The 26018-nt window shown below is 56.4% G+C and carries 23 protein-coding genes and 1 pseudogene; 11 read left to right on the forward strand and 13 right to left on the reverse strand.

Annotated elements, in window-relative coordinates; translation table 11 throughout:
• Positions 1-8: 8 nt before the first annotated feature.
• Both HPC62_RS04990 and HPC62_RS04995 read right to left on the reverse strand, forming a co-directional pair.
• Positions 9-182 carry a hypothetical protein gene (locus tag HPC62_RS04990; RefSeq protein WP_172354027.1) on the reverse strand — a complete coding sequence of 58 codons (174 nt, stop codon included), beginning with the start codon at positions 180-182 and terminating at the stop codon, positions 9-11.
• Between the two features lie 96 nt (positions 183-278).
• The gene (locus tag HPC62_RS04995) at positions 279-470 is read right to left on the reverse strand and encodes a hypothetical protein (RefSeq protein ID WP_172354028.1); all 192 of its coding nucleotides are present in this window, start codon (positions 468-470) and stop codon (positions 279-281) included.
• A 63-nt stretch (positions 471-533) separates the two neighbouring features.
• On the opposite strand from HPC62_RS04995, the gene HPC62_RS05000 reads away from it, so the two are divergent.
• A complete protein-coding gene (locus HPC62_RS05000) occupies positions 534-674 on the forward strand; it encodes a hypothetical protein (protein ID WP_172354029.1) in 141 nt (46 codons plus the stop codon).
• Here the strand turns inward: HPC62_RS05000 and HPC62_RS05005 are convergent.
• The 3 genes from HPC62_RS05005 to HPC62_RS05015 all read right to left on the reverse strand — a co-directional run bounded on the left by HPC62_RS05005 (position 651) and on the right by HPC62_RS05015 (position 3075).
• Positions 651-1781 carry a TIGR03364 family FAD-dependent oxidoreductase gene (locus HPC62_RS05005; RefSeq protein WP_172354030.1) on the reverse strand — a complete coding sequence of 377 codons (1131 nt, stop codon included), beginning with the start codon at positions 1779-1781 and terminating at the stop codon, positions 651-653. The two genes, HPC62_RS05000 and HPC62_RS05005, sit on opposite strands and share 24 nt — an antisense overlap.
• Positions 1782-1813: 32 nt before the next feature.
• A complete protein-coding gene (locus HPC62_RS05010) occupies positions 1814-2551 on the reverse strand; it encodes an HAD family hydrolase (protein WP_172354031.1) in 738 nt (245 codons plus the stop codon).
• A 287-nt stretch (positions 2552-2838) separates the two neighbouring features.
• Positions 2839-3075: a hypothetical protein gene (locus HPC62_RS05015; RefSeq protein ID WP_172354032.1), complete on the reverse strand. Its 237-nt coding sequence runs from the start codon at positions 3073-3075 to the stop codon at positions 2839-2841.
• A gap of 134 nt (positions 3076-3209) precedes the next feature.
• Here HPC62_RS05015 and HPC62_RS05020 point away from each other — a divergent pair, with 134 nt between their 5' ends.
• The 3 genes from HPC62_RS05020 to HPC62_RS05030 all read left to right on the forward strand — a co-directional run bounded on the left by HPC62_RS05020 (position 3210) and on the right by HPC62_RS05030 (position 7558).
• Complete coding sequence (locus HPC62_RS05020; RefSeq protein WP_172354033.1) at positions 3210-4268, forward strand: putative 2-aminoethylphosphonate ABC transporter substrate-binding protein; 1059 nt, start codon at positions 3210-3212, stop codon at positions 4266-4268.
• Between the two features lie 311 nt (positions 4269-4579).
• A complete protein-coding gene (locus tag HPC62_RS05025) occupies positions 4580-5782 on the forward strand; it encodes a putative 2-aminoethylphosphonate ABC transporter ATP-binding protein (RefSeq protein WP_172354034.1) in 1203 nt (400 codons plus the stop codon).
• Between the two features lie 3 nt (positions 5783-5785).
• The gene (locus HPC62_RS05030) at positions 5786-7558 is read left to right on the forward strand and encodes a putative 2-aminoethylphosphonate ABC transporter permease subunit (protein WP_172354035.1); all 1773 of its coding nucleotides are present in this window, start codon (positions 5786-5788) and stop codon (positions 7556-7558) included.
• A gap of 92 nt (positions 7559-7650) precedes the next feature.
• On the opposite strand, the gene HPC62_RS05035 is transcribed toward HPC62_RS05030, so the two are convergent.
• A complete protein-coding gene (locus tag HPC62_RS05035; RefSeq protein WP_172354036.1) occupies positions 7651-8187 on the reverse strand; it encodes a Chromate resistance protein ChrB in 537 nt (178 codons plus the stop codon).
• Positions 8188-8370: 183 nt separating this feature from the next.
• Here HPC62_RS05035 and HPC62_RS05040 point away from each other — a divergent pair, with 183 nt between their 5' ends.
• Complete coding sequence (locus tag HPC62_RS05040; RefSeq protein WP_172354037.1) at positions 8371-9531, forward strand: MFS transporter; 1161 nt, start codon at positions 8371-8373, stop codon at positions 9529-9531.
• A gap of 19 nt (positions 9532-9550) precedes the next feature.
• Here the strand turns inward: HPC62_RS05040 and pta are convergent, their stop codons facing one another.
• Complete coding sequence (gene pta, locus HPC62_RS05045) at positions 9551-11692, reverse strand: phosphate acetyltransferase (protein ID WP_172358784.1); 2142 nt, start codon at positions 11690-11692, stop codon at positions 9551-9553.
• Positions 11693-12043: 351 nt separating this feature from the next.
• On the opposite strand from pta, the gene HPC62_RS05050 reads away from it, so the two are divergent.
• The 4 genes from HPC62_RS05050 to HPC62_RS05065 all read left to right on the forward strand — a co-directional run bounded on the left by HPC62_RS05050 (position 12044) and on the right by HPC62_RS05065 (position 14781).
• Positions 12044-12619, forward strand: coding sequence for a dihydrofolate reductase family protein (locus HPC62_RS05050; protein WP_172354038.1), 576 nt, complete (start codon positions 12044-12046; stop codon positions 12617-12619).
• A 354-nt stretch (positions 12620-12973) separates the two neighbouring features.
• Positions 12974-13393, forward strand: coding sequence for an SH3 domain-containing protein (locus tag HPC62_RS05055; protein WP_172354039.1), 420 nt, complete (start codon positions 12974-12976; stop codon positions 13391-13393).
• Between the two features lie 71 nt (positions 13394-13464).
• Positions 13465-14175, forward strand: coding sequence for a HEAT repeat domain-containing protein (locus tag HPC62_RS05060; protein WP_172354040.1), 711 nt, complete (start codon positions 13465-13467; stop codon positions 14173-14175).
• Between the two features lie 234 nt (positions 14176-14409).
• Positions 14410-14781, forward strand: coding sequence for a hypothetical protein (locus tag HPC62_RS05065; protein ID WP_172354041.1), 372 nt, complete (start codon positions 14410-14412; stop codon positions 14779-14781).
• Positions 14782-14919: 138 nt separating this feature from the next.
• Here the strand turns inward: HPC62_RS05065 and HPC62_RS05070 are convergent, their stop codons facing one another.
• From HPC62_RS05070 to HPC62_RS05085, 4 genes and pseudogenes are all read right to left on the reverse strand, one after another.
• Positions 14920-16362, reverse strand: coding sequence for an AAA family ATPase (locus tag HPC62_RS05070; RefSeq protein WP_172354042.1), 1443 nt, complete (start codon positions 16360-16362; stop codon positions 14920-14922).
• A 315-nt stretch (positions 16363-16677) separates the two neighbouring features.
• Complete coding sequence (locus HPC62_RS05075; protein ID WP_172354043.1) at positions 16678-18519, reverse strand: N-acetylmuramoyl-L-alanine amidase; 1842 nt, start codon at positions 18517-18519, stop codon at positions 16678-16680.
• Between the two features lie 164 nt (positions 18520-18683).
• A complete protein-coding gene (locus tag HPC62_RS05080; RefSeq protein WP_172354044.1) occupies positions 18684-20591 on the reverse strand; it encodes an AMIN domain-containing protein in 1908 nt (635 codons plus the stop codon).
• Positions 20592-20863: 272 nt separating this feature from the next.
• Positions 20864-21678, reverse strand: a pseudogene (locus tag HPC62_RS05085) (IS5 family transposase).
• A gap of 601 nt (positions 21679-22279) precedes the next feature.
• On the opposite strand from HPC62_RS05085, the gene HPC62_RS05090 reads away from it, so the two are divergent.
• Both HPC62_RS05090 and HPC62_RS05095 read left to right on the forward strand, forming a co-directional pair.
• Positions 22280-23044 carry a metal ABC transporter ATP-binding protein gene (locus HPC62_RS05090; RefSeq protein ID WP_172354046.1) on the forward strand — a complete coding sequence of 255 codons (765 nt, stop codon included), beginning with the start codon at positions 22280-22282 and terminating at the stop codon, positions 23042-23044.
• Positions 23045-23074: 30 nt separating this feature from the next.
• Entirely contained in the window at positions 23075-23920 is an 846-nt protein-coding gene (locus HPC62_RS05095; protein WP_172354047.1) for a metal ABC transporter permease, read from the forward strand.
• Between the two features lie 173 nt (positions 23921-24093).
• Here HPC62_RS05095 and HPC62_RS05100 read toward each other — a convergent pair whose 3' ends face one another.
• Both HPC62_RS05100 and HPC62_RS05105 read right to left on the reverse strand, forming a co-directional pair.
• Positions 24094-24456, reverse strand: a complete 363-nt coding sequence (locus tag HPC62_RS05100) for a hypothetical protein (protein WP_172354048.1) — start codon at positions 24454-24456, stop codon at positions 24094-24096.
• A gap of 262 nt (positions 24457-24718) precedes the next feature.
• Positions 24719-25918 carry an HhoA/HhoB/HtrA family serine endopeptidase gene (locus tag HPC62_RS05105; RefSeq protein ID WP_172354049.1) on the reverse strand — a complete coding sequence of 400 codons (1200 nt, stop codon included), beginning with the start codon at positions 25916-25918 and terminating at the stop codon, positions 24719-24721.
• Between the last annotated feature and the right edge of the window lie 100 nt (positions 25919-26018).

Here is a 26018-nt window from a genome sequence, read left to right on the forward strand (position 1 = left end):
AGCTTGACCTACCAGCGGCGAGTTTTTTGCACAATATCCACCACGCCTGCGCCAACCGTGCCCAGCAGCAAGATCCACAGCAGCCCGCCGGGAATAAACGTGAGAACGCCCAACCCGCGCATCACCCAGACCGTGACCGTAATGCCCAAGAGAATTAGAAACGCCGCAGTCGTTGGCTTCATCGCAGTTTGCCCCAGCAGTTTGCCCCAGGGTTCGCCCCAGGTTTTCTCTATTCTTGCCCCCTGTTCGCTACAGGCGAACGACAGGATAGCGACAGGTTAGCCGCGCCTGCGAACGCCCGCCAAGATGCCCGACCCGATCGCCAGCAGCACCAGCGCGTAGACCGCTTCTCTGGGGATTTCCGTCAGCAGACCGAAGGATTGCAGCAACAGCAAGATTGCCATCATGACCAGCAAAATGCCAGCGACGTAGAGAAAGATAGTGATGGCTAAGTTGGGAGAACGACCCACGGGTGAAACTCCATTCAGGGCAGGGCGGCGTGTCGAGCAGCAGGGCACGAAGAACTGGGTACGATGGTCTATTTTGACACGGGATTGACCCTGCTGGGGGAGAAGTTGGCATCTCTTGGTTTTACGGAAGCCGCAGAGCAGGCAGGAGGGGAAAGGAGTGGGGCGATCGCCCGCACTGGATTAGACCAAGACCTGCCGATCTAGCACCTCTTCTGCCAGCCCAAAGGAAAGCGTCATGCCCGCGCCACTCAGCGCATTCACCACCGTCACACCCGGTTCGGGATGTTGAATCCAATGCACCTGCCCTGGCAGTTTGGCGTAGATCCCGTGCCAGGTTTCGGCGATCGAAAAACTGGGAGCGCGGGCAAAGCCTCGCAGATATTCCAGCACGGCCTGATTCACCTCGGCACGGTCAAACGGATCGGGCGACAGACCGTATTCGTGGGAATCGCCCAGCACCAGTTCGCCTGCACGATTTTGCGACATCATGACGTGAATGCCCCACTTGGGGAAAAAGGGCGTTTCTGTGGCGATGCGCTGTTTTAGGGCGGGCAGCGATGGACAGTCGGCAAAGGCGGCATAGTGGGTCAGCGTCAGTCCGGCGCAGAGGGATGGTCCAATTCGCCAGCCGTTGGGCTGTGGCCCGGTTCGCATCATTTGCAGCTTGACCTTGGTCAGTCCACTGGCAGCATACAGGTCAGGATAGAGCGTTTCAAAATCAGCGCCGCTACAGACGAAAATTTCCTCCGCGCTCCAGGGTTTGCCGCCTGCTAGCACCTGGGGATGGGCGATCGCCGTCACCGCTTCCCCAAACCGAAACGCCACCCCATACTTGGCTGCCAAGTAATCCGGAAGTTGGGCGATCGCCTCTCGCGGGTCAACCGTCATCTCTGTCGCGCTCCACAGCGCCCTCAACAGCCCCTCCGTCACTGCCGCCGCACTTTTTTGAGCCACTTCGTCTGCCGTGAGCAGTTGGATGGAATCGGCGGCACGGTTTGCCGCGACAAATTCCTCCAGCACCGCCAGCTCATCGGCCCGATAGGCCAGGTGTAGCGACCCGCATTCCTCAATGCCAAATCCAGCGCCCTCCGCTGCTTCCAGCCAAATCTGACGTGACTTTAGCGCCCGCGCATATAGCGCTCCCTGGGGTTGCCCAATCGGCCACACCATGCCAAAGTTGCGAATCGACGCGCCGATCGCCCGCGTATTTCGTTCAAACACCACCACCTGCCGACCGCGCTTTGCGGCTGCCAGCGCGTGGGCCAGCCCCACTATTCCCGCCCCGACAACAATGACCTCTACTTTACTCATTTTTATTCATCAATTTTGTCTTTGGGGGACGTTCACGACGACGCTTCCAAACTCACTAAGACTCCCTTTAGCTCCATCAGCGAATCTAGCAGTCCGTCATTGGGATAAGCCGCCAGTTGCGATCGCTCGTGGGTTCCGTTGGTGACCCCCAGAGACAGGCACGCATGAGCATTGATTCCAGCGGCCAAATCAGACGGCGTATCCCCAATAACCACCACCGCCTGGGGGTCTTTAACGCCTAATTTATACATCGCTTTCTGAATCATGTAGGGCGCAGGCCTGCCCTCCTGGTTGTAAATTTCTGATGGCGTAACGGAGGCTTGAATGATGGAGTTGGGGCCACCCACATAGTCCGAATTTAGCCCCACATCCCAACCCAAACGATTTAGGATGATGTCCGTTACTTTTCGATAAAAACCTGTGTTGAGGGCGATCGCAATTCCCTGGTTCTGCAAATAGGAAAACATCGCCAAACAACCCTCTGTAGGCGAAACAGAATGGGTTTGATAATGCTCCTCTAGCACCGAGCAAAATGCAGCGTAGGACACATCAATCTGTTCGGATAAATCTGGATGACCTGCACCAAGTTGGGCTTCCCAAAGGGTTTGAAAAACTCGTTTTTTTGCCCATCCCATCATGGACACAATCTGGTCAGTCGTTGCTTCCAGTCCGGTTCGTTCGGCTGCCAGAAAGAAGCACTTCTCAACTTCTTGCTCATCCTTAACCGTTGTGCCCGCCATGTCGAACACAACAAGCTGAATACTAGACACAGCAATTTTCCTGCGTAGGTTGAATGATAGCTTGGAACAAACCAGACAGCGCGAACTGACTCAAGCTTGAACTATGACGAGTCCCCCAAGCCGTAGCTACTATATCGAAATTTCTTACAGGGTAGCAGCGCTTAAATCTTGAGAATTATGAAATAATCCAGCCTTAATCTTTCCTTGAACTCTTCTTAGGTTGCTGATAGTACCGTCAGAGCATATGTATCTGCATTCAGAAGTGTTGAACGCAATGTTAGCAGGGCAAGTTCATAGCTGAATCCAGTACAAAAGATCTATAATTCTGCCTGTAATGACCTACTTATTGCTTCCATTCTCAATAATCCGCCTCTTGAGAGTGCTTTTTGTAAAGTTTTACCATCAAGATTCAACACTTCTGATCTGCATTCTACTATTTCAGCTTTTGCTAAGCAGCCGACAGGCTTGTTCTGAATACCTGCTAAATACCCAAAAGAGATAGGTGTATAAAGTTTTTTATGTGTCCGGTCTTCACGTTCTTTAAATTTTCTCACTGCTCTGGTTTTCGGTTCTAGTTCGGCTGTCCTGACGCTTTTAAGCTTGGTTCGGCAATTACATTCAACGATGGATTATTACAATGCTTGAGAAATGGATTGGGAAGCGTAGGTCACGCTTTTTGACTGGATTTATGGCAGCGTTTGGGTTGGTCATCGTGGTGGCTGCCTGCACCTCTGGCCCTGTAACCACAAACCCTGGAACGGGCACTGCGACGGGTTCAGCGACTGCAACTGGGGGTTCGGAAACGATTACGGTGTATACCGCACTGGAAGATGACCAGCTTGCGGAATATATTCCTATGTTTGAAAAGTCTCATCCCAATATCAAAGTGAATAAAGTACGCGACTCTACGGGAATCATCACCGCTAAACTGCTGGCCGAAAAAGACAATCCCCAGGCCGATGTCGTGTGGGGAACGGCGGTGTCGAGTCTGCTAGTAGCTGATCAGCAGGGAATGCTGGAACCCTATGCTCCGGCAGGCTTAGAAGCTGTACAGCCCCAGTTTCGCGATGACCGGAACCCGCCGACCTGGGTCGGGATTGATGCCTGGATGAGCGCCTTCTGTGCCAACACGGTAGAACTGGAGCAAAAGGGCGTGCCCGTGCCGACCTCTTGGGCAGATCTCACCAAGCCTGAATACAAAGGCATGATTGTGATGTCGAACCCGGCCTCTTCGGGCACGGGATTCCTGTCGATATCGGCTATTTTGCAAATGATGGGGGAAGAGCAGGGCTGGAAGTATCTCGATGCGCTGCATCAGAACGTAGTTCAATACGTCCACTCTGGCTCCAAGCCTTGCAAGATGGCGGGCGCAGGCGAGTATCCCATCGGCATTTCCTTTGACTATCGGGCTGTGAAGCAGAAAAACGACGGGGAGCTGATTGCTGCGGTATTTCCAACTGAAGGATCGGGGTGGGATATCGAGGCGAATGCGTTGGTAAAGAAGGCGAATATCAAGCCCGGAGCGAAGACGTTCCTAGATTGGGCGATTTCTCCGGAGATTATGGGCGAGTATGCCAAGAACTTTCCGGTGACTGCGGTAAAGACGGATGTACCGATTCCTGAAGGATACCCGGCTGATCCCACCAAGCAACTGATCAAGAATGACTTTAACTGGGCAGCCAAGAACCGGGATGCGATTTTAGCTGAGTGGACAAAGCGCTACGACAGCAAATCGGAGCCTAAGTAGGAACGTGAGTGTGAATGGAGATTGGAACGAAACTGGAGTAAAACTGGAGCAAAACTGGAGCAAAACTGAAACGAAGCTGAGACATGGGCTGGAGTGGGGGCGATCGCCCTTGTTGCTCGGTCAGTAACGCAGTGAAGTAACTCCAGGAATTCGCTCACTGATTCCTACGGAATGTCCAGAGATCACTCAGAGGATGAATCGGTTTCTTTGGCTTGCAGATCGGTTCATCCTCTTTTCCTATTCTGAGCATTTTTCGAGCTTCATTGTGAGCCTTATCTTAATTTTTTAGATTTTTTAGATTTTTTAGAATCATGACTTACTCGCCTGATCCGCCAGCAACGGCTCGTCCAGTTTCTTCAGCCAGTTCATCTGCGTCGGTGAGGATGCCCGTTGCCCACACCGAGGGCGATCGCGCTCTGGAAACGCCTTACCTGCAAATCGAGAATGTTCACAAGCGCTTCGGCAGCTTTGTGGCGCTGCGAGACATTTACCTGGATGTGTATCCGGGGGAGTTTGTCTGCTTGCTGGGGCCGAGCGGCTGCGGCAAGACCACGCTGCTGCGGATTATTGCGGGGCTAGAGCAACAGACCAGCGGGCGTGTGATTCAAGCAGGGCGAGACGTTTCAAGCTTGCCGCCTGCCAAGCGAGACTTTGGCATCGTGTTCCAATCCTACGCGCTGTTTCCCAACCTGACAGCGGCGCAGAACATCGCCTACGGACTGCAAAATGCCAAGATGCCCAAGGCGCAAATTGATGCTCGCGTTGCAGAACTGCTGGAAACCGTTGGCTTAGCGGGATTTGGAGCCAAGTATCCAGCCCAGCTTTCGGGCGGGCAACAGCAGCGGGTGGCGCTGGCGCGGGCGCTGGCCCTGTCTCCCGGACTGCTGCTGCTGGATGAGCCACTGTCGGCGCTGGATGCCCAAGTGCGGGTGCGATTGCGGACAGAGATCGCGCAATTGCAAAAGCGGTTGGGAATTACCACCATTATGGTGACGCACGACCAGGCGGAGGCGCTGGCCATGGCCGATCGCGCCGTGGTGATGGACAAGGGCTACATTGCTCAGGTCGGTACACCCCACAGCATTTATCAGCGCCCCACAACCCCGTTCGTAGCCAACTTCATCGGGGTGATGAACTTTTTGCGGGGCGTGGTAGCTTCTTCTGGACAAGTCCGCTGCGGCAATCTCTTGCTCGATGCACCCCGCAATGAGTTTGACATGAATACGCCAGTGCAGATTGCAATTCGTCCAGAGAATGTAAAAATCCTGCCGCAACAGGATGCCTTTGACAGCAGCCTGCCGAATGTAATTGCGGCGGAGCTAGAGGAAGTAGAGTTTCTGGGGTCTGGCTATCGAATTGGGATGCGACTGGAGGGCGATGCCAAGGATCTGATCACCAGCGAACTGCCCGCTGATGCGGCGGAACTGCTGGATTTGCAGGTGGGGGCAGCACTGGTGGCGCAATTGCCGCCCGACTGTATTCAAGTCTTTGCCCAGGAACCCGTGAGAGCCTGAACCATGACGACATCTCCTGCTTCCTCCTCTCTGCGCGATCGCCTCTTTCCCCCACAGGTGCGCCACGTCATCACCCGCGAAGACTGGATCATGCGGCTGATGCTGGCGATCGCCACGTTATTTCTGCTGGCGGGCGTGGTGCTGCCCTTGGTGCCGATGATCCAGCGGAGCTTTCAGGACACAGAGGGCAACTGGGTGGGCTGGGCCAACTACGTTCGCTACCTGACCACGCCCTCGCTGCTGGTGTCATTCACGAATACTCTCTCAGTGGCGATCGCCAGTACGCTCCTATCCGTCATTTTGGGATTCCTCTATGCCTACGCGCTGACGCGCACCGCCATGCGCGGCAAAGGGATCTTTCGCATTCTCGGTACTTTGCCGCTGTTCATTCCGCCGCTAGCCCATGCGATTGGGCTAATTTACCTGTTTGGCAATAAGGGCCTGTTTACGACTGGATTCTTTGGGCTGTTGCCGCCGTTTGATATCGGCCTCTACGGCCCCGTTGGCATTACCCTGGGCGAAGCGCTCTATTGCTTCCCGCAGGCAGTCGTGATTCTGGCGACCGCCCTCAGCCTCACCGATGCTCGCCTTTATGAAGCCGCCGACGTGATGAGAACGCCGCCGCTGCGGACGTTTTTGACGGTAACGCTGCCCAGCGTCAAGTATGGGCTGATGAGCGCCATTTTTGTCTGTTTTACCCTGGCCTTTACCGACTTTGGCGTACCCAAGGTGGTGGGCGGCAACTTCAATGTGCTAGCGACCGACATCTACAAGCAGGTGATTGGGCAGCAAAACTTTTCGATGGGCGCAACCATCAGCGTTTTTCTTTTGCTGCCAACAGTTTTAGCATTTATCCTCGATCGCATCGTGCAGCGCCACCAGACGGCAATGGTCAGCGCCAAGTCGGTGCCCTATCAGCCCAAGCCCAAGCCCGCCCTCGATTGGCTGATGTTTGCGATTTGTGGGGCGATCGCCTGCTTTGTGCTGTTGGTGTTTGCGGCAATCGTCCTGGCTTCGATTGTCAAGGTCTGGCCCTACAACTTTGAGCCAACGCTGCGGCACTATAACTTCAATGCAGTCGGGGGTGGGGGCTACGCAGCCTACTGGAACAGCATTCGCATGTCGCTCTATACGGCAATTTTTGGGACTGCCGCTGTCTTTGCGATCGCCTACCTTGTCGAGAAGGGCAAAGGACTCAGGGGCCTGCGCCTGGTTAACTATTTCCTGGCGACGATTCCCCTGGCGCTGCCCGGATTGGTGCTGGGGTTGGCCTACGTGTTTTTCTTCAACAATCCCACCTGGAATATTGGCGGGCTGGCAATCAGAAACCCGCTGAACTGGCTCTACGGCACGATGGCAATTCTGGTGTTGTGCAATGTGATCCACTTTTTCACCGTTTGCTTTCTAACGGCCACCACTGCCCTGAAGCAAATTGATCCAGAGTTTGAATCGGTGTCTGCGTCTATGCGGGTGCCATTTTACAAAACCTTTTGGCGCGTCACGCTGCCGCTCTGCGTTCCAGCCATTTTAGACATCGGCATTTACTTTTTTGTAAATGCGATGGTGACGATTTCTGCCATCGTTTTTCTCTATCCGCCCACGTTGCCGCTGGCGGCCGTGGCCATTGTCAACATGGATGATGCTGGAGACATTGCACCCGCTGCGGCCATGTCTACCCTCATCGTGGCCACCAGTATCGGCGTGCGCCTGCTGTACTGGTTTTTGACACGCGGCCTGCAAACCCGAACCCAGGCCTGGCGATCGCAGGCAAGATAACTCCAGGCAAGATAACTCCAGGCAAGATGACTCCAGGCAAGATGACTCCAGGCAAGATAACCCCAGGCAAGGTAACCCCAGGCGAGAGCAGGCTACAAATCTTGAGCCTCGTAAACTTGCTGGCTGAATCGCTGAAAGTCTTCCTCACAGAGCTTTAGCGCCTCCACCGCAGTCGCATATCCAGCCGCATCAAACAAGTCTCGCTCGCGGATCTTTGGCAGCCATGAGCGCAGCTTAATTAGCTCTGTTTCGTTTTCGTCGAGTTCGGCAAAGGTAAGATTCTGCTCTTGCCGCTCGTGCTCTAGCTCTTTGTGAAAGTCCTGACAGCGCCCCAGAAATTCCTCGTACTCGGCCTCCGCCTGCTGCTGAAATCGCTCAATTAGTCTTGAGTTTTGCTTCTCCTCTTCAATCGTGACGGTCAGCAGATCCGCCTCCCCGCCACCGTCGATAATTTCCATCGTCAATGTCTCTAGCTGTAGCTGCAAACTCTGGCGTTGGGGCAGCACGCACACCGATTGCTGGAGATACAATCCCCCCCACCCTTTTAACTTTCGCCAGACGTAGACCCTCTGCGTGGACGGCTGAGAGGGGACACGGTAGATCAGCAGATTCCAGGACTGACCAGACATGGGTTTATTGTAACAGGTGTTGCATTTATCCTGAAGACGTGTCAAACTCTGATGCAACAAGTGTTGCTTAATCTGCTTGTTGCCTGATGATGCCCTAGAAGCAGTTGCCTCCCTGGAAACTCTTGGAAGAGTGTTTACTACAAATCCTCCTGCTACAAGTCCTCTTGCTACAAATCCTCTGGCATGAAAAACTCTGCACTTTGGTTCGTAATTTGTTTGGGGGTAGTGAGTCTGTGCGCGGATGCGACCTACGAAGGGGCACGGAGCATCACGGGCGCGTATCTGGGCAGCCTGGGTGCAAGCGGCGCAGTGGTGGGCTGGGTGGCGGGGCTGGGCGAACTGATTGGCTACGGGTTTCGGCTGGTCATTGGCTATTTGAGCGATCGCACTCGGCAATATTGGCGCATCACCACGCTGGGCTACTGCATCAACACGGCCGTCGTACCGCTGCTGTCGCTGACCACCACCTGGCCCGCCGCCGCCGGATTGATGATCGCCGAACGCACAGGCAAGGCGGTTCGCACGCCGCCGCGAGATGTGCTGCTGTCCCACGGCGCGATGCAGATCGGGCGGGGATTTGGCTTTGGGCTGCACGAGGCGATGGATCAAATTGGGGCTGTGGGCGGGCCGCTGATGGTGGCGGCGATGCTGACTTGGCAGTATGGCTATCGCGGCGGCTTTGCGATTCTGGTGATTCCGGCGGTGCTGGGGCTGCTGGTGCTGCTGGTGACGCAGCGGATTTATCCGAATCCGAGGGACTTTGAGCCACCGACTCCGGCGGATTTGCACACGGAGGGGCTGCCGCGCCGCTTTTGGATGTATCTGGGGGCGATCGCCCTTGTCGCGGCGGGCTATGCCGACTTTCCGCTGATTGCCTTCCATCTGCAACGGACGGGTGTGGAATCTACCAGCCAGATTCCGCTGCTCTATGCGCTGGCGATGGGCGTGGATGCGATCGCCGCGCTGCTGTTTGGGCGCTGGTTTGACCGGGTGGGGCTAGGCAGCCTGATGCTGGCGATCGCCCTGTCGCTGCTGTTCGCGCCGCTGGTCTTTTTGGGCAGCTTCCAGACGGCAATCTGGGGGATGGTGCTGTGGGGTATTGGCATGGGCGCACAGGAATCCATCATGAAGGCAGCGGTTGCGGGCATCGTCCCACCCCAGCGACGCGGCTCGGCCTTCGGCATTTTCAACACGGGCTATGGGCTGGCGTGGTTTGCGGGCAGCGCCCTGATGGGTACGCTCTACGATTTTTCGCGGCCCGCCCTGGTGATTTTTTCCGTGCTGATTCAGGCCCTATCGCTGCCTGTTCTGTTCTTGGTTGTCCGGGGTGCGCGGTCGTCCTGACTTCCGCCAATGCATTCTTTCACACGCCAGCCCCCACCCTGTCGTCCACAGGTTCCACACTGCCAGCCGCCGCCTGCACCCGCTGCGCCTGAATTGCGGTGATGGCGACGGTGTTGACAATATCGGGCACAGTGCAGCCCCGGCTGAGGTCGTTGACGGGTTTTCGCAAACCCTGGAGGACGGGACCGATGGCGACGGCGTTGGCAGAGCGCTGCACGGCCTTGTACGTATTGTTGCCCGTGTTCAGGTCAGGAAAGATAAATACCGTTGCGTGGCCTGCGACCTTGCTATCGGGCAGCTTGGTTTTGGCGACGCTGGCATCCACCGCTGCGTCATATTGAATCGGCCCTTCAATTTGCAAGTCGGGGCGCTGGCTCTGGGCAATGCGGACGGCTTCGCGCACCTTGTCCACATCTTCGCCCTTGCCCGAATCGCCTGTGGAGTAAGATAGCATCGCCACCAGCGGCTCGATGCCAAACAAGGCAGCGGTTTCCGCCGAGCTAATGGCAATGTCGGCCAACTGCTGTGGGTTGGGGTTGGGGTTCACGGCGCAGTCGCCATAGACCAGTACCCGGTCTTCCAGACACATGAGAAAGACGCTGGAGACGATGGAGCAACCGGGCTGCGTGCGGATAAACTCCAGCGCGGGACGGATCGTGTGGGCGGTGGTGTGCAGCGCCCCCGACACCATGCCGTCCGCCAGTCCCTTGTAGACCATCATCGTGCCAAAGTAGCTAACATCGCGCATCAGGTCGTGGGCAAATTCCAGCGTGATCCCCTTGTGCTTCCGCAGGGCGTAGTAGGTCTGGGCAAAGTCTTCCTGCCAGTCGGATTCTAGCGGGTCGATCAGCGTTGCGTCGTCGAGATGGAGTCCGAGGGCGGCGATCGCCTCCTGAATCTGTCCCCGGTTGCCCAGCAGCGTCACGTCTACCACATTGCGTTGCAGCAAGATTTCGCTGGCCCGCAGGATGCGCTCGTCCGCTCCCTCCGGCAGCACAATCCGCTGGCGCATCGTCTTGGCCTGCTGGATCAGTTCATATTCAAACATCAGCGGGGTCATGCGCGTCGAGCGGGCCACCTCAATGCGGGCTTCCAGCTTGGACAAATCTACCGACGATTCAAACAGCCCTAGGGCGGCAGCGATTTTGCGCTCGTTGAATGGGCTAAGCTGGGCACGAACTTGGCTGGTGCGGGTGGCCGTTTCGTAGGTATCGGTGGCGACGGCGAAGATGGGCAGGGGCGATCGCCGAAAACCGTCCAGCAGTGCCCGCACCGACGGAGCTAGCTCCAGCCCGCCCGTCAGCGCGATGCCCGAAATTTTGGGATAGTTTTCGGCAAACATGGTCGTCAGGCAGCCCAGCACGATATCCGCGCGATCGCCCGGCGCAATCACCAGCGCCCCTTCCTGCACGTGGGTCAAGAAATTGGGCAACTGCATCGCCGCTACCTTGTAGCCCAGCACGTCGCGGTTAAGCTGGCTTTCGTCGCCCATCACGAGTTCTCCACCTAGGGTATGCATCACCTCGGCCACCGTGGGTTTGGTAATGCGCGGCTCCTCCGGCAGCAGGAACACAGGGTCGTCGGTTTGCCATGTAGCCTGGAGGCGATCGCCCAGTTCCTCGCGCATCTCTGGCGCAATCCGGTTGATGAACGTAGCGGCGATCGCACAGCCATAGTTCAAAAACGCCTCCCGCTCTGTCCGCACTGCGCTGATCAGTTCCTCTAGCGTTTTGCCCTCGCCGCTCGATACTAGGGCGATCGGTGCCGCCAGCAAGTTTGCCACCTGCGCGTCAAAATCATCCACAAAGGCAGAGCCGATTTCCGTCGCGTCCACGCCTTCGCACACGACAAAATCGCACTGCGCCTCCAGCGTTTTGTAAGCCTCCACCACCCGTTTCAGCAGGGTGTCCGTTTGGCCAGTGGCTAATAGCGCCTGCGCTTCCTCATGGGTGAGGGCATATTGCAGGTTGTAGGGCGCGGCAATGGCGTAGCGGCTCCGCACTAGGTCAATATCGTTGTCCGGCGTGTCGCCCGCGTGGATCACCGGACGAAAGAAGCCCAGCCGCCCCACCCGTTTCGACAGCAGTTCCATCAGCCCTAGCAGCACCAGCGACTTGCCGTTGCCCGGTTCGATTGCGGCAATGTAGAGATTTTTAAGCATAAGATTTTGATCGGGGGCAGATTTTGAGCGGGGGGCGATCGCCAGAAGACATGACATCAGCGCTAGCCAAATAGAACACTGTTAATTTTGGATTTTAGATTTTGGATTTTGATTTTGGATTTTAGATTCTAGAGTGGCGATTTTGGGTTGCCAAGCCAGCGCTGCTGAAAGATCTCCGGCGGGCTTGTAGGAGTCTCTTGTAGGAGCCTATTGATGGGGAATCGATACCAAAGCCAATACCCAATGCGATTGCTCCACATTCTACGCAGGCGCTTCCAGAAGATTTGGTAATCCTGGACACGGCGCACGACGCACTCGGATTGTCTCGATCAGGAATGTCAGGAATTCTCAATGAAAACGCAGTATTACACCGCAACCAGCCTGGATGGCTACATCGCCGACGCAAACAATTCTTTGGAGTGGCTGTTTCAGTTTGGCGACCCAGAAGACGGCAGCTATCCCAGCTTTATTCAAGAAGTGGGGGCGATCGCTATGGGTTCTACCACCTACGAGTGGATTCTTAACCACGACAGCCCCGACAATCCCAACGCAAACCCGGCGCAGCCCGCCTGGAGCTACACGCAACCCGCCTGGGTATTTACCACGCGCACGCTGCCCGCGATTCCAGGCGCGGATATTCGCTTTGTGAAAGGCGACGTGCGCCCGGTGTATGAGGAAATGCGGGCGATCGCCCAAGACAAAAACATCTGGGTAGTGGGCGGCGGCGACCTGGCAGGGCAGTTTTATGACCACGGGCTATTGGATGAAATTATCGTGACCATTGCCTCGGTAACGCTGGGCAGCGGTGCGCCCCTGCTGCCACGCCAAATTACCACACCGCCACTCAAGCTGGTGTCTGCAACGACCTATGGCACGGCCTTTGTCGAACTGCGCTATACGGTGCAGCGAAGCGCCGATGAGGTCTAGTAGCTCCCAACAGAGGGAAAACAAGAGTCCTGACCGCCTTCTCCTCCGGGAAAAGAGTTGGGGATGTAGTCTGCTTATCGCAGGGTGAGCAATATCTGCGTTCAGCAACGCCCCTGTTGGAATTAATTGGAAGTAATTGGAATTGATTCGGAATTGATGCGTAAAGTTGCCTGAATGGCCTGATAAGTGCATAACCGCTGAAGAGTGGCGCTGGTCAGGTCATCCCAGACTGGAGATTTATCCAATCAAAGTATTCGGTTTTTTGGGGATACGGTTTATCGATCAGCGCTGGCTTCTCGGTTTCCGTGATTTTCTCAATTTCACCAGTTCTTTTGATTTTTGAGGTAATTTCCTATGAAGTACATTATGGCCTTTGCTCTTGGTGCTATGAGCGTTTTGGGGTTCGCTACGGCTGCCTCTGCTGAAACCTTTACGGTTGAATGCACCTCTACTAGCCAACTCTGTGACCGCACGGCAACGCTGAACTTTATCTCGGATGGGCCAGGGACAGAGTATGCCGTTACGCTCAAGGCTCCGTCAACCCACTGTTCAGCCGTGAGATACCTGGTGTACTCCAATGATGGTCAGCGCCGCTTATTGGGTCGCACTACTTTCTTGAATGCAGGGGAATCAGATTATGTTTTCTTAGGCAACAACTATGCCCGTGGTTCCCAGAGTGTGCTGATTGGGGCGGAAGGCTGGATTGGAAACTGCAATACTGGCCGTCTACATTCCTGGGGAGTCGATGCCAACGCATACCCCGTACCGCGTTAAAAAAAAATCGCGCGATTCAGGTATGACTGATGGGGAAGCTGAGAGAGTAAGACGCAACACATGGGCAGTCTATGAATCTTGCATCCATCAAACAACAATTTCCAGAGTCAGCCAGCAACATCGAAGCTCTTGAAACCTTGGGGCTTGCGACTCGCCAGCCTGGTTGGATCAACACCCTCGACCTAGACAAGGCAATGACCGCTTGTTGGCTACTTGGCAAGATAGGAGATGATCAAGATGCAGATGCGATCGCCGATGTGTTAGCGGGTCAACGCAGTGAATTATGGGTGCAGGCAGCGGCATCCCTGAGTTCAATCATGACTCAGAGGCACTTAGGGCCCCTGCTCTCGATTCTTGAAACGAGTTTTGATCCGGCACAGCGAGAAAGTGTTGTGTATGCTCTCTCTTTCCAATCAGACAGCAAGATTACCCCACAAGTGATTCGGGTATTGACTGACGTTGCAACTCATCGGGGTGAGGCTCCTTCTGTTCGAGCGCAAGCCCTAGAAGGACTGGGAAATCAACTTTCCCAGGAGTTACTAACTCTACATCAGGAGTTACTAACTCTGTATCAGGAAGCAGTGAACGCAATATTGACCGCACTTGATGACTCGGAAGCTGTTATTAGGTTTTGGGCCTGCTTTGCTGCGGGCTGTCTCAAAAGCAAGGAAGCATTGTCAAAGCTCCAATTCTTAGCTCAGAACGACAAGACCTTTGTGGACGGGTGGTGGACTGTGAGTCAGGAAGCTGAGGATGCCATTGCTTTAATCAATCGAGATTAATCAATCGAGATTAATCAATCGCGGTTCATCAATGGGAAACCTCCTCTGCGTTAACCAAGCCAATTGCTCACTATCTGCTTACTATCTGCTCACATCTACTCACTATCTAATAACTTTCGTACTCATGCGTACTCATGCGTACTTATGTGTACTTATGTGTACTTATGCGTACTCATGTTGTACCCATGAGCCGCCCCACGTTACTCAACTTTTATGGACATATGGAGGACAAGTATGATCGCCAAGTTTACGACCGATGAAGCCTATTACGCCAGTTTTCCCAGTCCAGCAGAGCAGCTTACGATTGAATGGGACACCGAAACAGGGAAGCCCATCCGCCTAGAATGGGTGCATGGTTCCGCAGTTTGGTTCCTCCACCCCAAAACGCCTGGCAGCATTACAAGGGAAATGCCAGACTTCAACTACTATGACGTTAACCTGCGGATGACTACGGCTGGCTACGAAGAAACCGCATACGGACTCAAGGGAAAACTCACGGTGGACGCGCACCGTCCTTCAGGGGCCACATTCGCTGCTATCTATGAAGGCACTGGCACGGCTTGGTTTGTGGCTGATGGTACGTTGACCCACATGGGCGCTTCCTGACTCATTGGAAATCTGTTCAGCAACGCCGTTGGGTCTGTTCATCAGGCTATGCCGCGACTGAAGGCTATAACGCCGTTGAGTCTGTTCATCTGTGACATCAGGCTATGCCGCGACTGAAGGCTATGCTGCGACTGAGGGCTATGCCGCTGTTTCGACCTTTTGCAAGAGTTCTTGGGCCAGCGACTCAAAGGACGCAAGCGCATTCTCGGCAGCGGTGCGGTCTTGGGCGGTGAGTCCGTCCAGAGAGTCCACCGCAAACAGCGGGCAGCCCTCGCTCTGAGACTTGGACACGATATTGAGGCGGGGCACCCAGGTTGCTTCTGAAAACAGTTGCACCTGATTGCCCCCAGGCAGTTTATTCAGCCGTCCGTATAGCTCTTCGACCATCGATAAGTTAAAGGCCCGCGAGGCGCGATCGTGCATACTGACTGCAATGCCCACGATGGGCAGCGGCGTTTCGCGAAACTGCCCGACTTCTTCGATTTGCCCCAGCACAAATTCCAGCGCTCGGATGGGATAGGGCGAAAGCTGAGTCGGCACTAGCACGCCCCCAGAGGCCATCAGGGAAATGCGGTTCACCTTGCCAAAGGAGGGCGGTGGGTCAATCAACACAAAGTCATAATCCTGGCTTTTGAGCTTTTTGGACAAAATGCGATCGCTGTCCACAATCTGAATCAACTGATTCTCCATATTGCTGAGGCGGATATGGGAAGGCACGACATCTAAAACTACGTTGCCCCAGCGCTTTTTCACAATCACATCGTCCAGCATCAGTCGGGGTTCGGTGAGCAAATGGGTAATGTCTTTTCGTCCGACTTTTTCCACATCTTCTAGCGGGTCGATTCCCAGGCCCGTGGTCAGATTTGCCTGTGCGTCGATGTCGATCAGCAGCACCCGCTTGCCCAGTTGCGCTAGGGCCGCAGCCAGGTTAATGGTCAGGGTGGTTTTGCCAACGCCGCCTTTGTTGTTGAAAACGGTGATGATCATAGCGTTTCGGGGTGGAGTGTGGGGGGACAAATCGGGCTGTATGGGCAGCACCGAGAGGACGTGGGAGTCTTGCGACAGTTGGGCGATCGCCCGCACAAGCTGTTCGTGAATTTTGCGGTGGCTGCTGCCAAAGGCCGCCATGACGCGATCGCAGTTTCGCTTCCACAGCAGCGACCCTAACACCCGATAGCTTTGATAGAGGTAGTCGCGGCTATAGGTCCAGAGCGAGTGAACCGCCTCGCCATCGTTGTAGAGCAGGCGAAACTGCTTGCCGTTGGTCAACAGTCCCAAAATGCTGCCCGAAGCGAGCAGATAATCCCGTAGTTGCCAGCTATTGTGGGCGATCGCCTGCTTGGGCGACTTCGCTTCGATAATCAGGTAGTGGCAATGGGGGGCAGATTGCTGCGCCCTGAGTAAAAAATCAACCCGCTTTTTGCCGAATGGAACCTGCTGAAGAATATCCTGCGGCCGGTAGCCCAGCAGTTCTAGCATGGGCAGAATGACTTGGGTTTCCAGCGCTTTTTCAGAATTGCAGCCATCTACCCGATCGAGCAAGGCACACCAGCGCTGATGAAACTCGTCTGAAACTGCCATAGGGAATTTCCATCCAAGCCAAGCCATGAGCGTTGCGATCCAGACTATCTTGGCATGGGGCATCCTGCCTGATCCACAAAAAAATCCAGAAATTTGACTGAAACAAAGCTAAAAGAAAGCTGTCATCAATTTTGCCGAGTCACATTGCCCAATTCTTCTGAGTGGCGCTAATTGAGTGGCGCTAGTGAAGTTGCTGGAAGATTGAGTGGCGCTAATGAAGTTGCTGGAAGATTGAGTGGCGCTTGACTGGCAATCTAAAATCGCAAATCCAAAATCGCAAGTCCGAAATCGAGAACTAATCGAGAATCAATCTGGTTATTCGCGGGTGGTCTGCCGCAGCCATGCTTCGATGCCGTCGGCCAGGGCATCGGCCAGGCGCTCCTGCTCCTGCGGATCGACGATCCACTCGAATTCAAAGGGATTGATCATAAAGCCCAGTTCCAGCAGGACGGACGGGGCAACGGCGGGGCGCGTCAGGGCGAGGTTATTCCAAAAGACCCCGTAGGAAGGGCGATCGCGCGTTTCCACCAGATAATCATGCAGAAATTCCGCCAGGTCTTGCGCCTGGTTTTGATACCAGAACGTGCCAATGCCTGCGGTGTTGATCGCGTCGCCATCGTCGGGCAGCGCATTGTAATGAATGCTGAGGGCGAGGTGTGGCTCCTGTTCCACGATCATGGCGGCGCGTTCGTTGGGGCCGAGGTCGATGTCTTCGGTGCGGCTCATGATCACCGTTGCGCCCCTCGCTTGCAGGCGATCGCGCAGCAGTTTGGACACAATCAGCGCCACGTCTTTTTCGGGATAGCCCGTGGGGCCGCGAGCGCCGAGGTCATCCGGGCCGCCGTGGCCGGGGTCGAGAAAAATCCGCAGTCCCGTCAGCGGTTGCCGCCGCGATGACGACAGCACAGGCGGGTTTCGCAGCGACAGCACCAGGCTAGTACCCTCGTAGCGCAGCTTGTAGCCCCACTGGTGGCGCGAGTTGAGCAGCACGGTGTATTGCACCTGGGTCGGCGAAATTTGCTGCCAGTCGAAGCGCTGGATCAGGCGATCGCGCGGCACGAAGATTGTGTCGGTTTGGGCGATGGTGTGGTGCAGGGTGAGGGCAATCGTGCGATCGCCCTGATGCAGCGACACGGGCACAGGTGCTTGCAGCGGAAACACGATTTCCATCCATTCCCCAGCCGATCGAGAGCGAACGCCACGAATCAGCGTTTGGGGTGGCGCGGCATTGGGCACGGGCTGGGTTTCCGACTCGCGAATCCACGCGCCATAGCCCAGCCGCAGCCAGCCGCCCTCGCGCCCCGTCACCATATCTCGCGTGCCCTGGGGCAGGGGGGTGAGGCGGGAATAGTCGGTGCTAGGGCCGGTGCGGGCGGTTCCCGATGCAGCGACCACCTGCACCACAGGCGGGTTTAGCAGCGGCAACAGCGACACGCTGCCGGGAGCGGTCTGGCGCAGGGTTTCGCCGCGAAGCTGGAGTTGATAGTCTGGCTGACCCAGCGCGACGGTCTGTGCCGGGTTCGGCAGCACGGCCCCGGTGGAAATTGCGTTGCCGTAGGTGAGGATCGGCTGGCTCAGCGGCAAGCAGCCCTGGTAGCGCTGGGCAGCCTCCATCACAGCGGGCTGGTTCAAGTCTGTCAGCACGGCAGAGTTGGGCGGCAAATCCACGGCGCTGGGCTGGGGCGCGAGGGGAATGGTCTGCCCCGCAAGGCTGACAGAAACGGTGGCATTGGGCGGGGCGATCGCCCCAAAGCAGACGGTCTCTCCTGGTCGCCGCGCCACGTCCACCCCTGGCCACAGCGATCCCTCTGCAAAACTAGCGCCCACCGGAGCCGCTGCCCCCGCCGCCACGCGCACCACGCGAATCACCACCGCCTCCGAACCGCGCCGCAGTGTGAAGACGTTTTCGCCCAGTTCTAACGGAAAACTGGGGGCAAAGTGGCCGGCTGGACTGCGCTCAATGGGCTGCCCGTTGACCGTCACCTCGCCGCCGGGAGCTGCCGTGCCAATCAGGAAAATGCGGCTGGCGGTGGTTTCGTGGCCGTCGTCGGGATAGACCACGCCCAGGGGCTGCTCGGCACGGGCGATCGCCGCCATGCCCACTATGCCCACCGTGCCCACTAGCGACAGCCCCAGCCCGTGTTTGATCCAGTTCATAATCTACCCAGGTTCAATCTTTGCAATCCAGCTTTGCGATCCAGCTTTGCAACCCAGCTTTGCAATCCAGGCTCAATCTGCATCGGGCGGCGCTGCGGCAGCGGGCGATCGCCCCCAAAATGGCTGGATTGCTTTTACTTCTGCTTTCACGCCTACTTTCACGCCTAAAAGAAGCCGCGTGGCACATCCTGCGTTAGACGGACTTCGATAATCTGGTTCGGCAGGATCGTCGCAGGCTGGGGGGCAGTGATAAAGGTCGTCGCTGCTCCAGCCCCCGCTCCCAGGGCCAGCCCCACCAGCCCGATGCCGCCCGTCAGCAGGCCCAGCAGCAGCGCCCCGCCTGCACCAATGGCGGAATTCCGCAGTATGTCGTCTTCAGAGACGCGGCGATCGCCCGATAGCCGATCCGATCGCGCTTCGATTCGCTGATTGCGTCCACCCACGCTCACTGCCTGGGCCACAAAGCGGCTGCCCTCGCGATTCGTCTCGAACCGTCCCAAAAGCTGGCTGCCTGCCGGAAACACCACGCGCCCGCTGTAGTCGCGCACGGGTTCTGTCAACACAAGAACTTCTTGCCAAGGGCGATCGCCACTCAGCGTCAGCGGTACACGACCGGGATACCGCGCAATCATCGACGTGCCCGATGGCAGCAGCACGTTTGGGTTGAGCGGTGTCGCGGCGACCGATGCAGCAGGCAGGCGACTGGCGCTCGACGGGCGACTCGAACCGCCTTCATTCACCACACCCGGCGCAGGTTGCAGCACGGGAAGCGATGGACTGGGCGAGGCAGGCGCACGATTCACCTCAATCGGAACAATGGGTTCGGGTGTAGACGCAACTGGCGCAGGCGCAATCGGCGGCAGCGGATCGGGCAAAATTGGAGCCGCCGCAGGAGCCGCGCTGGGAACTGCATTGGGAACTGCACTGGGAACTGCACTGGGAACTGCCGCAGGAGCCGCAGGAGCCGCATCCAGGGGCGGAATCGTCACCGTGACCGGCCGCCCGTCTGGCGCGGAGGGCGGCAAGGTTGCGGGAATCTGCCATGCGCCAGAAGCACTGCTGCTAGGCGGCGTGGGAATCGAAACCGCGCTGGGCGCAGTCGCCCCTGGTGGCGTGGTTTGCAGGGTCGCTGGCATGGTTTGCAGCGCCGCAGCGGCTGAACTGGCGGGTGGTGCTGTCGCTGCGGCTGCGGGCGGAATCTCAACGGGCACAGGTGGGGCGCTTGGCAACAGCGTTTCAACTGGCAGCTCGTTGCGACGAATTCGCACGGTGGTATTGCTGCCCGATAGCTCAGGCGGAATCGGAGAGGACTGGGACGGCGTTGTGGCAATGACAGGCGGCGGCGCGGGCTGGGGAACGGCTGATGCAGGCGGGAAAGCTTGCGGCTGGGAGACTGGCGGCTGGGAAACTGGCGGCTGAATTGGTTCAGACGGAGCCGCTGGCTGGGGCACGACTGGCGAAACTGGGGGCGCAGCGGAAAGCCCAAACGGTTCCGCAGGCGGGATAGACGGCGCAACGGGCTGAGTTGCGGTGGTCGTCGCCCCCACCAGCACCGGACGCAGCACCCAGCGGATCTGTCCGCTGGACGCAGGGCCCACCTGCTGAAGTTGCACCTGCTCTGGCGCAAGGGTGGCATCGGGCGACAGTTCCATCACAATTCGCGTTAGCCCTGGCTGAAACTGGCTCACGCGCACCTGCCGCACTGCGCCGCCATAGACCTGCCCGGCCGGTACTGCACCCACATCGGTATTGGGCAGATCCATGACAATTCGCGTCGGCTGCGCCAGCAAAAACGTGCGTGGCGTAACGCCTGCGGGCACCGTGACTTCTAGCTGCGTGCTGGCGGGGTCAAACTGCCACTGGGTTAGGGTAGAAGCCTGGACGGGTGCGGCGGTGGTGGTAGAAACAAGGGTGGCGATCGCCCCCAGGCTAATCATGGTAGGGTTCGCCGCCATCGCCGCCAGTCCTAAACTTGCCCCCCATCGCCGCAGTCGAGTGCTGCTCAACCGTTCATTCAGACTTTGGTTCCGCCTTCCGTTCCGCTTGCCATTCCGCCGTGTTGCCTGTTGCATAATCCTAAAACCTGACTGGCCTAACCCGCCGCGCAGCCCAAAGCATAACCCGACTTCCCTGAAACAGACCCAAACGCTGCGTGTAGCGGCTTACGAAGATTTTAACCGCTTGGTCTGGTGTCAAGTCTAATGAACCTGCGCCAATTTCTCAACTTTTTTTCGGTTGCGCCTCGATAGAGATGATTTTGGAGGAGAATGCCCCGCTTCGTGCAACTTTTATAGACGACATAGTTTTATAGACGACATAGTTTTAGAGCTGATTTATAAAGTAGCTAAGCTGCCAAGCGCTTGAGCATCAATTGAATCATGGCACCGTAGATCATGGCTTCACTCATTTCGCAATACAATTCGTAGTCTTTGCTCAAGCGTCGATAGCGATTCAACCAGCCAAAAGTTCGCTCCACAATCCAGCGCTTAGGCAGAATTTCAAACGACTTGGAGGTTCGTTTGATGACTTCTACGCGGACAGGTTCCCCACAGACCTGTTGGACTGCATGGGCAAACTTCTTGCTGCTATACCCCTGGTCTACCCACACCACCTCAAGCCGGGAGAGTTTATCGCTGGCTTCATCGAGCGTGACCACGGCTCCAAGCCGTTCTGAGGCATTCGCTTCGGTGACTAATACCCCAATTAAAAGCCCTTGGGAGTCTACAACGAGGTGGCGCTTACGCCCCTTAACCTTTTTGCCACCGTCGAAACCGTAGATGCTCCCCTTTTTTCGGTGGTCTTGACCGATTGGGAATCAGCAATTGCCACACTGGAGTCTATGGTTCTGCCCATTTTCTGCCGCAGGTCTGCTCGGCGTTGGTCGTGCATCTGCTGCCAAATCCCCTTGCGATGCCATTTGCAAAAGTAGAAGTACACCGTTGTATACGGGGGAAGGTCATGCGGTAGCATTTCCCACTGGCATCCAGTACGCTGCACGTAGAAGATTGCGTTGAGGATTTCTCGAAAGTCCACTTCACGGGGACGACCAAAGCCTTTACCGGCAGGTATCAGCGGTTGCAAAACGCTCCATTCTGCATCACTCATATCACTGGGATAGGCTTTGCGCTTGGGATTGGCGATTTCCGGTAGGCGACTCATAGGCGGGCTTCAGAAGCATCTCTTTCAGACTAAAGTTCACCCTCAGGTTCGCCTGCCTCTATTTAGATTTTCTTTATAAATTAGCTCTTATAGACGACATAGACATAGACGACTTAGAGGGTGTTTGAAAAGGTATCGCCTGTAATGTTAAGCACTCAGAGATCCCCCCTCGCCCCCCTTAACAAAGGGGGGAAACCGCCTTAAAGTCCCCCTTTTTAAGGGGGATTTAGGGGGATCTTGCACGCTTTGCTACAAACAGTAGGACTTTTCAAACATCCTCTTAGAAAAGCCCAAGTTCAGGGTGCATCCCACTTTTGTAACCTCTACCCTAAATTCCTTTCCTAAAGCAGGAAAGGGACTTCCAATCTGGCTCCCTTTCTCCCGCTCTGGGAGAAGGGGCTGGGGGATGAGGGCAAACTCGCATAGGATGCGCCCCAAGTTTAGGAAACCAGACAAATCGCATTTCACCCGATCGCCCGTGGCAGCAAGCCCCGATCGCCTAGTAAGATGGTTCAGAATGATAACCATTCTCAAATCGGCTTCGCCCCAGATCCATTGGGCAAAACCGAGATGAAATCAGCGCTCCATCAGGAGGTGTCTTTTGCAAGAGGTTGTGTTGGCCGTGGAGCGGCTAACGGTGTATCGAGAATCCTATGCGGCGGTGCAGGAGGTGTCCTTTGTGCTGGAGGCGGGCACCGACACGGCGATCGTCGGCCCAAACGGTGCAGGCAAAAGCACGCTGGTTCAGGCGATTTTGGGGATTTTGCCGCGTCAGGCTGGGCATGTGCAGTGTTTGGGGCATCCGCTCAGCCCGTTGGGCAAGTTGCCCATGAGTGTGCGGCGGCAAATTGCCTACCTGCCGCAAAATCTGCTGTTTGACCGCCGCATTCCAATGACCGTGAGCGAATTGGTGGGGTTGGGCTGGGACGCGCTGGGTATGCAGTGGCCGTGGGCAGGTGGGGGCGATCGCCATCGGACCGTGCTGGATGCGCTGGAGCGAGTCGGCGCAAGCCACCTGCGCCATCAGCCCATCAGCGGACTCTCCGATGGCGAAACCAAGCGGGTGCTGCTGGCCTATTGTCTGGTGCGTCCCCGGCGGCTGCTGATCCTCGATGAGGCTCCGGCGGGGCTAGACGTACGCGGCGAGTCAGAGTTCTATCGCCTGCTCAACCAGCTCAAACAAGAGCAGGGCTGGGCGATTTTGCAAATTTCTCACGATTTGGAAATGGTGCGCCGACACTGCGATCGCGTGCTTTGCCTGAACCGCCGTCTGCTGTGTCAGGGCGTTCCCGAAGTCGCCCTGGCTCCCGAAAACCTGGCCGCTGCCTACGGCTCAGAATTCGTGCAGTATCGACACATACACTAGCATCACCCATTGATCTCACCCATTAACCCTATGTCTTTGCAAGCCGATTTAACTCGCGTGATTGAGCTATTTCAGTTCCCCTTTATGCAACGGGCGCTGATGGGCGGTGTGCTGACGGGGCTGATGGGCGGCCTGTTGGGCAGCTTTACGATCCTGAGACAGCTTTCGTTCTTTAGCGATGCCCTGGGCCATTCCACCCTGCTGGGCATTAGCCTGGGCGTGCTAATGGGTGTTAGCCCGTCGATTGTGTTGCTGCCGTCAGCAGTTTTGTTTGCACTGGGCGTGAATTACTTGCTGCAACGCACTCGCCTGTGGACAGACGCGCTGCTGAACATAATCTATTCTTCATCGCTGGCGATCGCCGTTATTATCCTCAGTTTTGTGGATTCCTACAAAGGCGGTCTTAACAATCTCCTATTTGGGGACATTTTGGCTATTCAGTATTCTGATTTGTGGACGAGCGGCATTCTGCTTTGCGTCTGTGTTCTATTCGTCAGCCTGTCGCTGCGGACACAAATGCTGATGACGCTGAATGAATCGCTGGCGATCGCCCGTGGGGTATCTGTTGAGTTTCACCGCACGGCATTTATTGTGCTGCTATCGCTCGTTGTCGGGGTGTCGATCAAGGCGATTGGGGCGCTGTTGGTGAGCGCGTTTGTGGTGATTCCTGCCTGCGCGTCGCGACTGCTGAGCTGCACCTTTGCTCAGTATGTGCTGCTGTCGGCCGCTCTGGGAGCCGTCAGCGCCCTGGTAGGCATTGGGCTATCGGCCTGGTTTAACCTGCCGTCTGGGCCTAGCATCGTTGTGACGCAGTTGGTAATCTTTTTGGGGGCGATCGCCTTCTCCCAACTTCAACCCACGTCCGCCCGCACCTGACCAGCCCCTTGCTGAGCCAAGTCTTTGACCCGCCGATGGTTCAATCTACTCGATACACTCGATACGTTTAGGACTTACGCAGTTGGACAACTTCTCGCGGGCGCAGCCCGCGAGAAGTTGTCTAAAATCCAGAGAACTTACCGCAAGTACGTAAGTCCTGACGTTATTCATCGTTACTCGAAAAAAGAAGCCCTATAGGAGACGCGACCCTCTCGATCAATTGAGATATATCGCCGCTTTTGAAGCTCATAGACAATGAGTTCCTTATCTACCTCGGAGATGCCCCCCTGGAACTGAAACATCGCCCCAATCGAGTTCAGTAACGTAGTCTTTTTGGTCGGCTTGGACTTGAGTAGCCGTTCCGCAACGTACTGGATTGTCTCTGGGTCGTGGGCCCGGGATTCTTTTTGATCGGGATGTGCTTCTTCCTCTTCTTTGCGAGCTAGCTGAATGAGATGCTGAGCCAGCCGAAACTTTTCCCGATACGTCAGTTCCTCACAAATATCCAGTATTTCGTTGTAGGCTTCGCTGTTCATCTCAGGCTTTGTCCGTCTCACTCTTTATTCAGTGCATTTGTGTGTCGAATATCCATTCTCCCTGGTGGCGCTACGAGTGCAACGGGTGTCAGCCCCGCAGACGCTTGACTGGCAATCCAAAATTGCAAATCGAAAATCGAGAATCGATAAACGCCAAAGGCAGAAGGTAGTCTACCATGCGGCCAGAAAGCAGCTAGAAAGCGGCAGCAAGTACCGCTTTCTAAAGATACGTCAGATACGTTAAAAATACGCTGGTTTCGCCTTAGCGGAGGGCGCTGCTGCTCTTCCCAGCAGGTTGCAGCTCTGCTGTGCGTACCGACAGCGTGCGGGTCAGGTCGCCACGCTTCACGGTAATCTGGAGCGGCTTGCCCAGTTCACTGTTTTCCACAAGGGTTTGCAATTGGTCGGCACGGGTAATGGCTTGCCCATTGACCTGCGTAATCACGTCGCCGCGACGGATGCCGCCCTTGGCAGCGGGGGAATCGGGCACAATCCCCATCACCAGCGCCCCGTTCACCTCTGGCAAAATCAGGGTCGCGTTGGGGTCTTCGTTGTTGTCTCGCGCCTGTTCTGGAGTCAGCGTGGCAATTTGCACGCCCAGGTAAGGGTGCTGCACAGACTCGCCGCGAGCCAGTCGAGTGGAAATGTCCTTGGCTTTGTTGATCGGGATCGCAAAGCCGATGCCCATTGCATTGGCGCGGATGGCGGTGTTGATGCCGATCACTTCGCCCTTCTCGTTGAGCAGGGGACCGCCAGAGTTGCCGGGGTTAATCGCGGCATCGGTTTGAATAAAGTCCAGGCGCTTGTCGGGAATGCCTACGTCAGCACTAGAGCGGTTGAGCGTGCTGACGATGCCCAAGGTGACGGTGTTATCCAGCCCCAAGGGATTGCCAACGGCGATCGCCCAGTCTCCCACCTGCACCGCGTCCGAGTCGCCCAGCGTTGCCACCGGAAGGCGATCGCTCGTGTTGATCTTCACCACTGCTAGGTCGGTCACTTCGTCTACGCCGCGCACCTCGCCATCAAACTGGCGGCCGTCCTTCAGGCGCACCGTCACCCGGTCGGCATCGTCCACCACATGGGCATTGGTCAAGATCGTGCCATCGGCGCTGATGATAAATCCCGACCCCTGTCCCCGCAGTCGCTCCTCATAGCGACCGCCAGGGGGAATCATGCCATCGCCAAAAAACTGGCGGAAAAAGGGATCGTTGAACACTGGGTCTAGGTTTCGAGAAACCGTGCGCTCCGTGTCAATCCGCACGACTGCCGGCCCGACCCGGTTCACCGCTGCTGCGACAAAGCTGCTCCCGCGCGCTGCCCCCACGGGCACATCAGCCGACGCGGCCGGAGTGGTCAGCGGATTTAGCAACAGCAGCCCACACAAAAACACCATCATCAGCCGCGCCACAATCCGACGCAGCGCTTGTAACTTCAGCCCATTCATGAACCTGTCCCGTTGCATGGCAATTTCTCGTCTCGCGCAATAACTCTGAGCGTGCCGGAACGCACTTGATGCAGACAGCGCTCCATCACATCCATCCCATATCTTAGCGATCGCCCTT

The sequence above is a fragment of the Thermoleptolyngbya sichuanensis A183 genome, assembly GCF_013177315.1.
Taxonomy (GTDB): Bacteria; Cyanobacteriota; Cyanobacteriia; order Elainellales; family Elainellaceae; genus Thermoleptolyngbya; species Thermoleptolyngbya sichuanensis.

Coding starts and splice junctions, on each gene's coding strand:
- HPC62_RS05060 (WP_172354040.1), top strand. CDS start 13,465: ATGAATCTTGCATCCATCAAACAACAATTTCCAGAGTCAGCCAGCAAC.
- HPC62_RS05000 (WP_172354029.1), top strand. CDS start 534: ATGGTCTATTTTGACACGGGATTGACCCTGCTGGGGGAGAAGTTGGCA.
- HPC62_RS05050 (WP_172354038.1), top strand. CDS start 12,044: ATGAAAACGCAGTATTACACCGCAACCAGCCTGGATGGCTACATCGCC.
- HPC62_RS05055 (WP_172354039.1), top strand. CDS start 12,974: ATGAAGTACATTATGGCCTTTGCTCTTGGTGCTATGAGCGTTTTGGGG.
- HPC62_RS05075 (WP_172354043.1), bottom strand. CDS start 18,519: ATGAACTGGATCAAACACGGGCTGGGGCTGTCGCTAGTGGGCACGGTG.
- HPC62_RS05100 (WP_172354048.1), bottom strand. CDS start 24,456: ATGAACAGCGAAGCCTACAACGAAATACTGGATATTTGTGAGGAACTG.
- HPC62_RS05065 (WP_172354041.1), top strand. CDS start 14,410: ATGATCGCCAAGTTTACGACCGATGAAGCCTATTACGCCAGTTTTCCC.
- HPC62_RS04990 (WP_172354027.1), bottom strand. CDS start 182: ATGAAGCCAACGACTGCGGCGTTTCTAATTCTCTTGGGCATTACGGTC.
- HPC62_RS05095 (WP_172354047.1), top strand. CDS start 23,075: ATGTCTTTGCAAGCCGATTTAACTCGCGTGATTGAGCTATTTCAGTTC.
- HPC62_RS05080 (WP_172354044.1), bottom strand. CDS start 20,591: ATGCAACAGGCAACACGGCGGAATGGCAAGCGGAACGGAAGGCGGAAC.
- HPC62_RS05025 (WP_172354034.1), top strand. CDS start 4,580: ATGACTTACTCGCCTGATCCGCCAGCAACGGCTCGTCCAGTTTCTTCA.
- HPC62_RS05105 (WP_172354049.1), bottom strand. CDS start 25,918: ATGCAACGGGACAGGTTCATGAATGGGCTGAAGTTACAAGCGCTGCGT.
- pta (WP_172358784.1), bottom strand. CDS start 11,692: ATGCTTAAAAATCTCTACATTGCCGCAATCGAACCGGGCAACGGCAAG.
- HPC62_RS05070 (WP_172354042.1), bottom strand. CDS start 16,362: ATGGCAGTTTCAGACGAGTTTCATCAGCGCTGGTGTGCCTTGCTCGAT.
- HPC62_RS05030 (WP_172354035.1), top strand. CDS start 5,786: ATGACGACATCTCCTGCTTCCTCCTCTCTGCGCGATCGCCTCTTTCCC.
- HPC62_RS05005 (WP_172354030.1), bottom strand. CDS start 1,781: ATGAGTAAAGTAGAGGTCATTGTTGTCGGGGCGGGAATAGTGGGGCTG.
- HPC62_RS05040 (WP_172354037.1), top strand. CDS start 8,371: ATGAAAAACTCTGCACTTTGGTTCGTAATTTGTTTGGGGGTAGTGAGT.
- HPC62_RS05020 (WP_172354033.1), top strand. CDS start 3,210: ATGGCAGCGTTTGGGTTGGTCATCGTGGTGGCTGCCTGCACCTCTGGC.
- HPC62_RS05035 (WP_172354036.1), bottom strand. CDS start 8,187: ATGTCTGGTCAGTCCTGGAATCTGCTGATCTACCGTGTCCCCTCTCAG.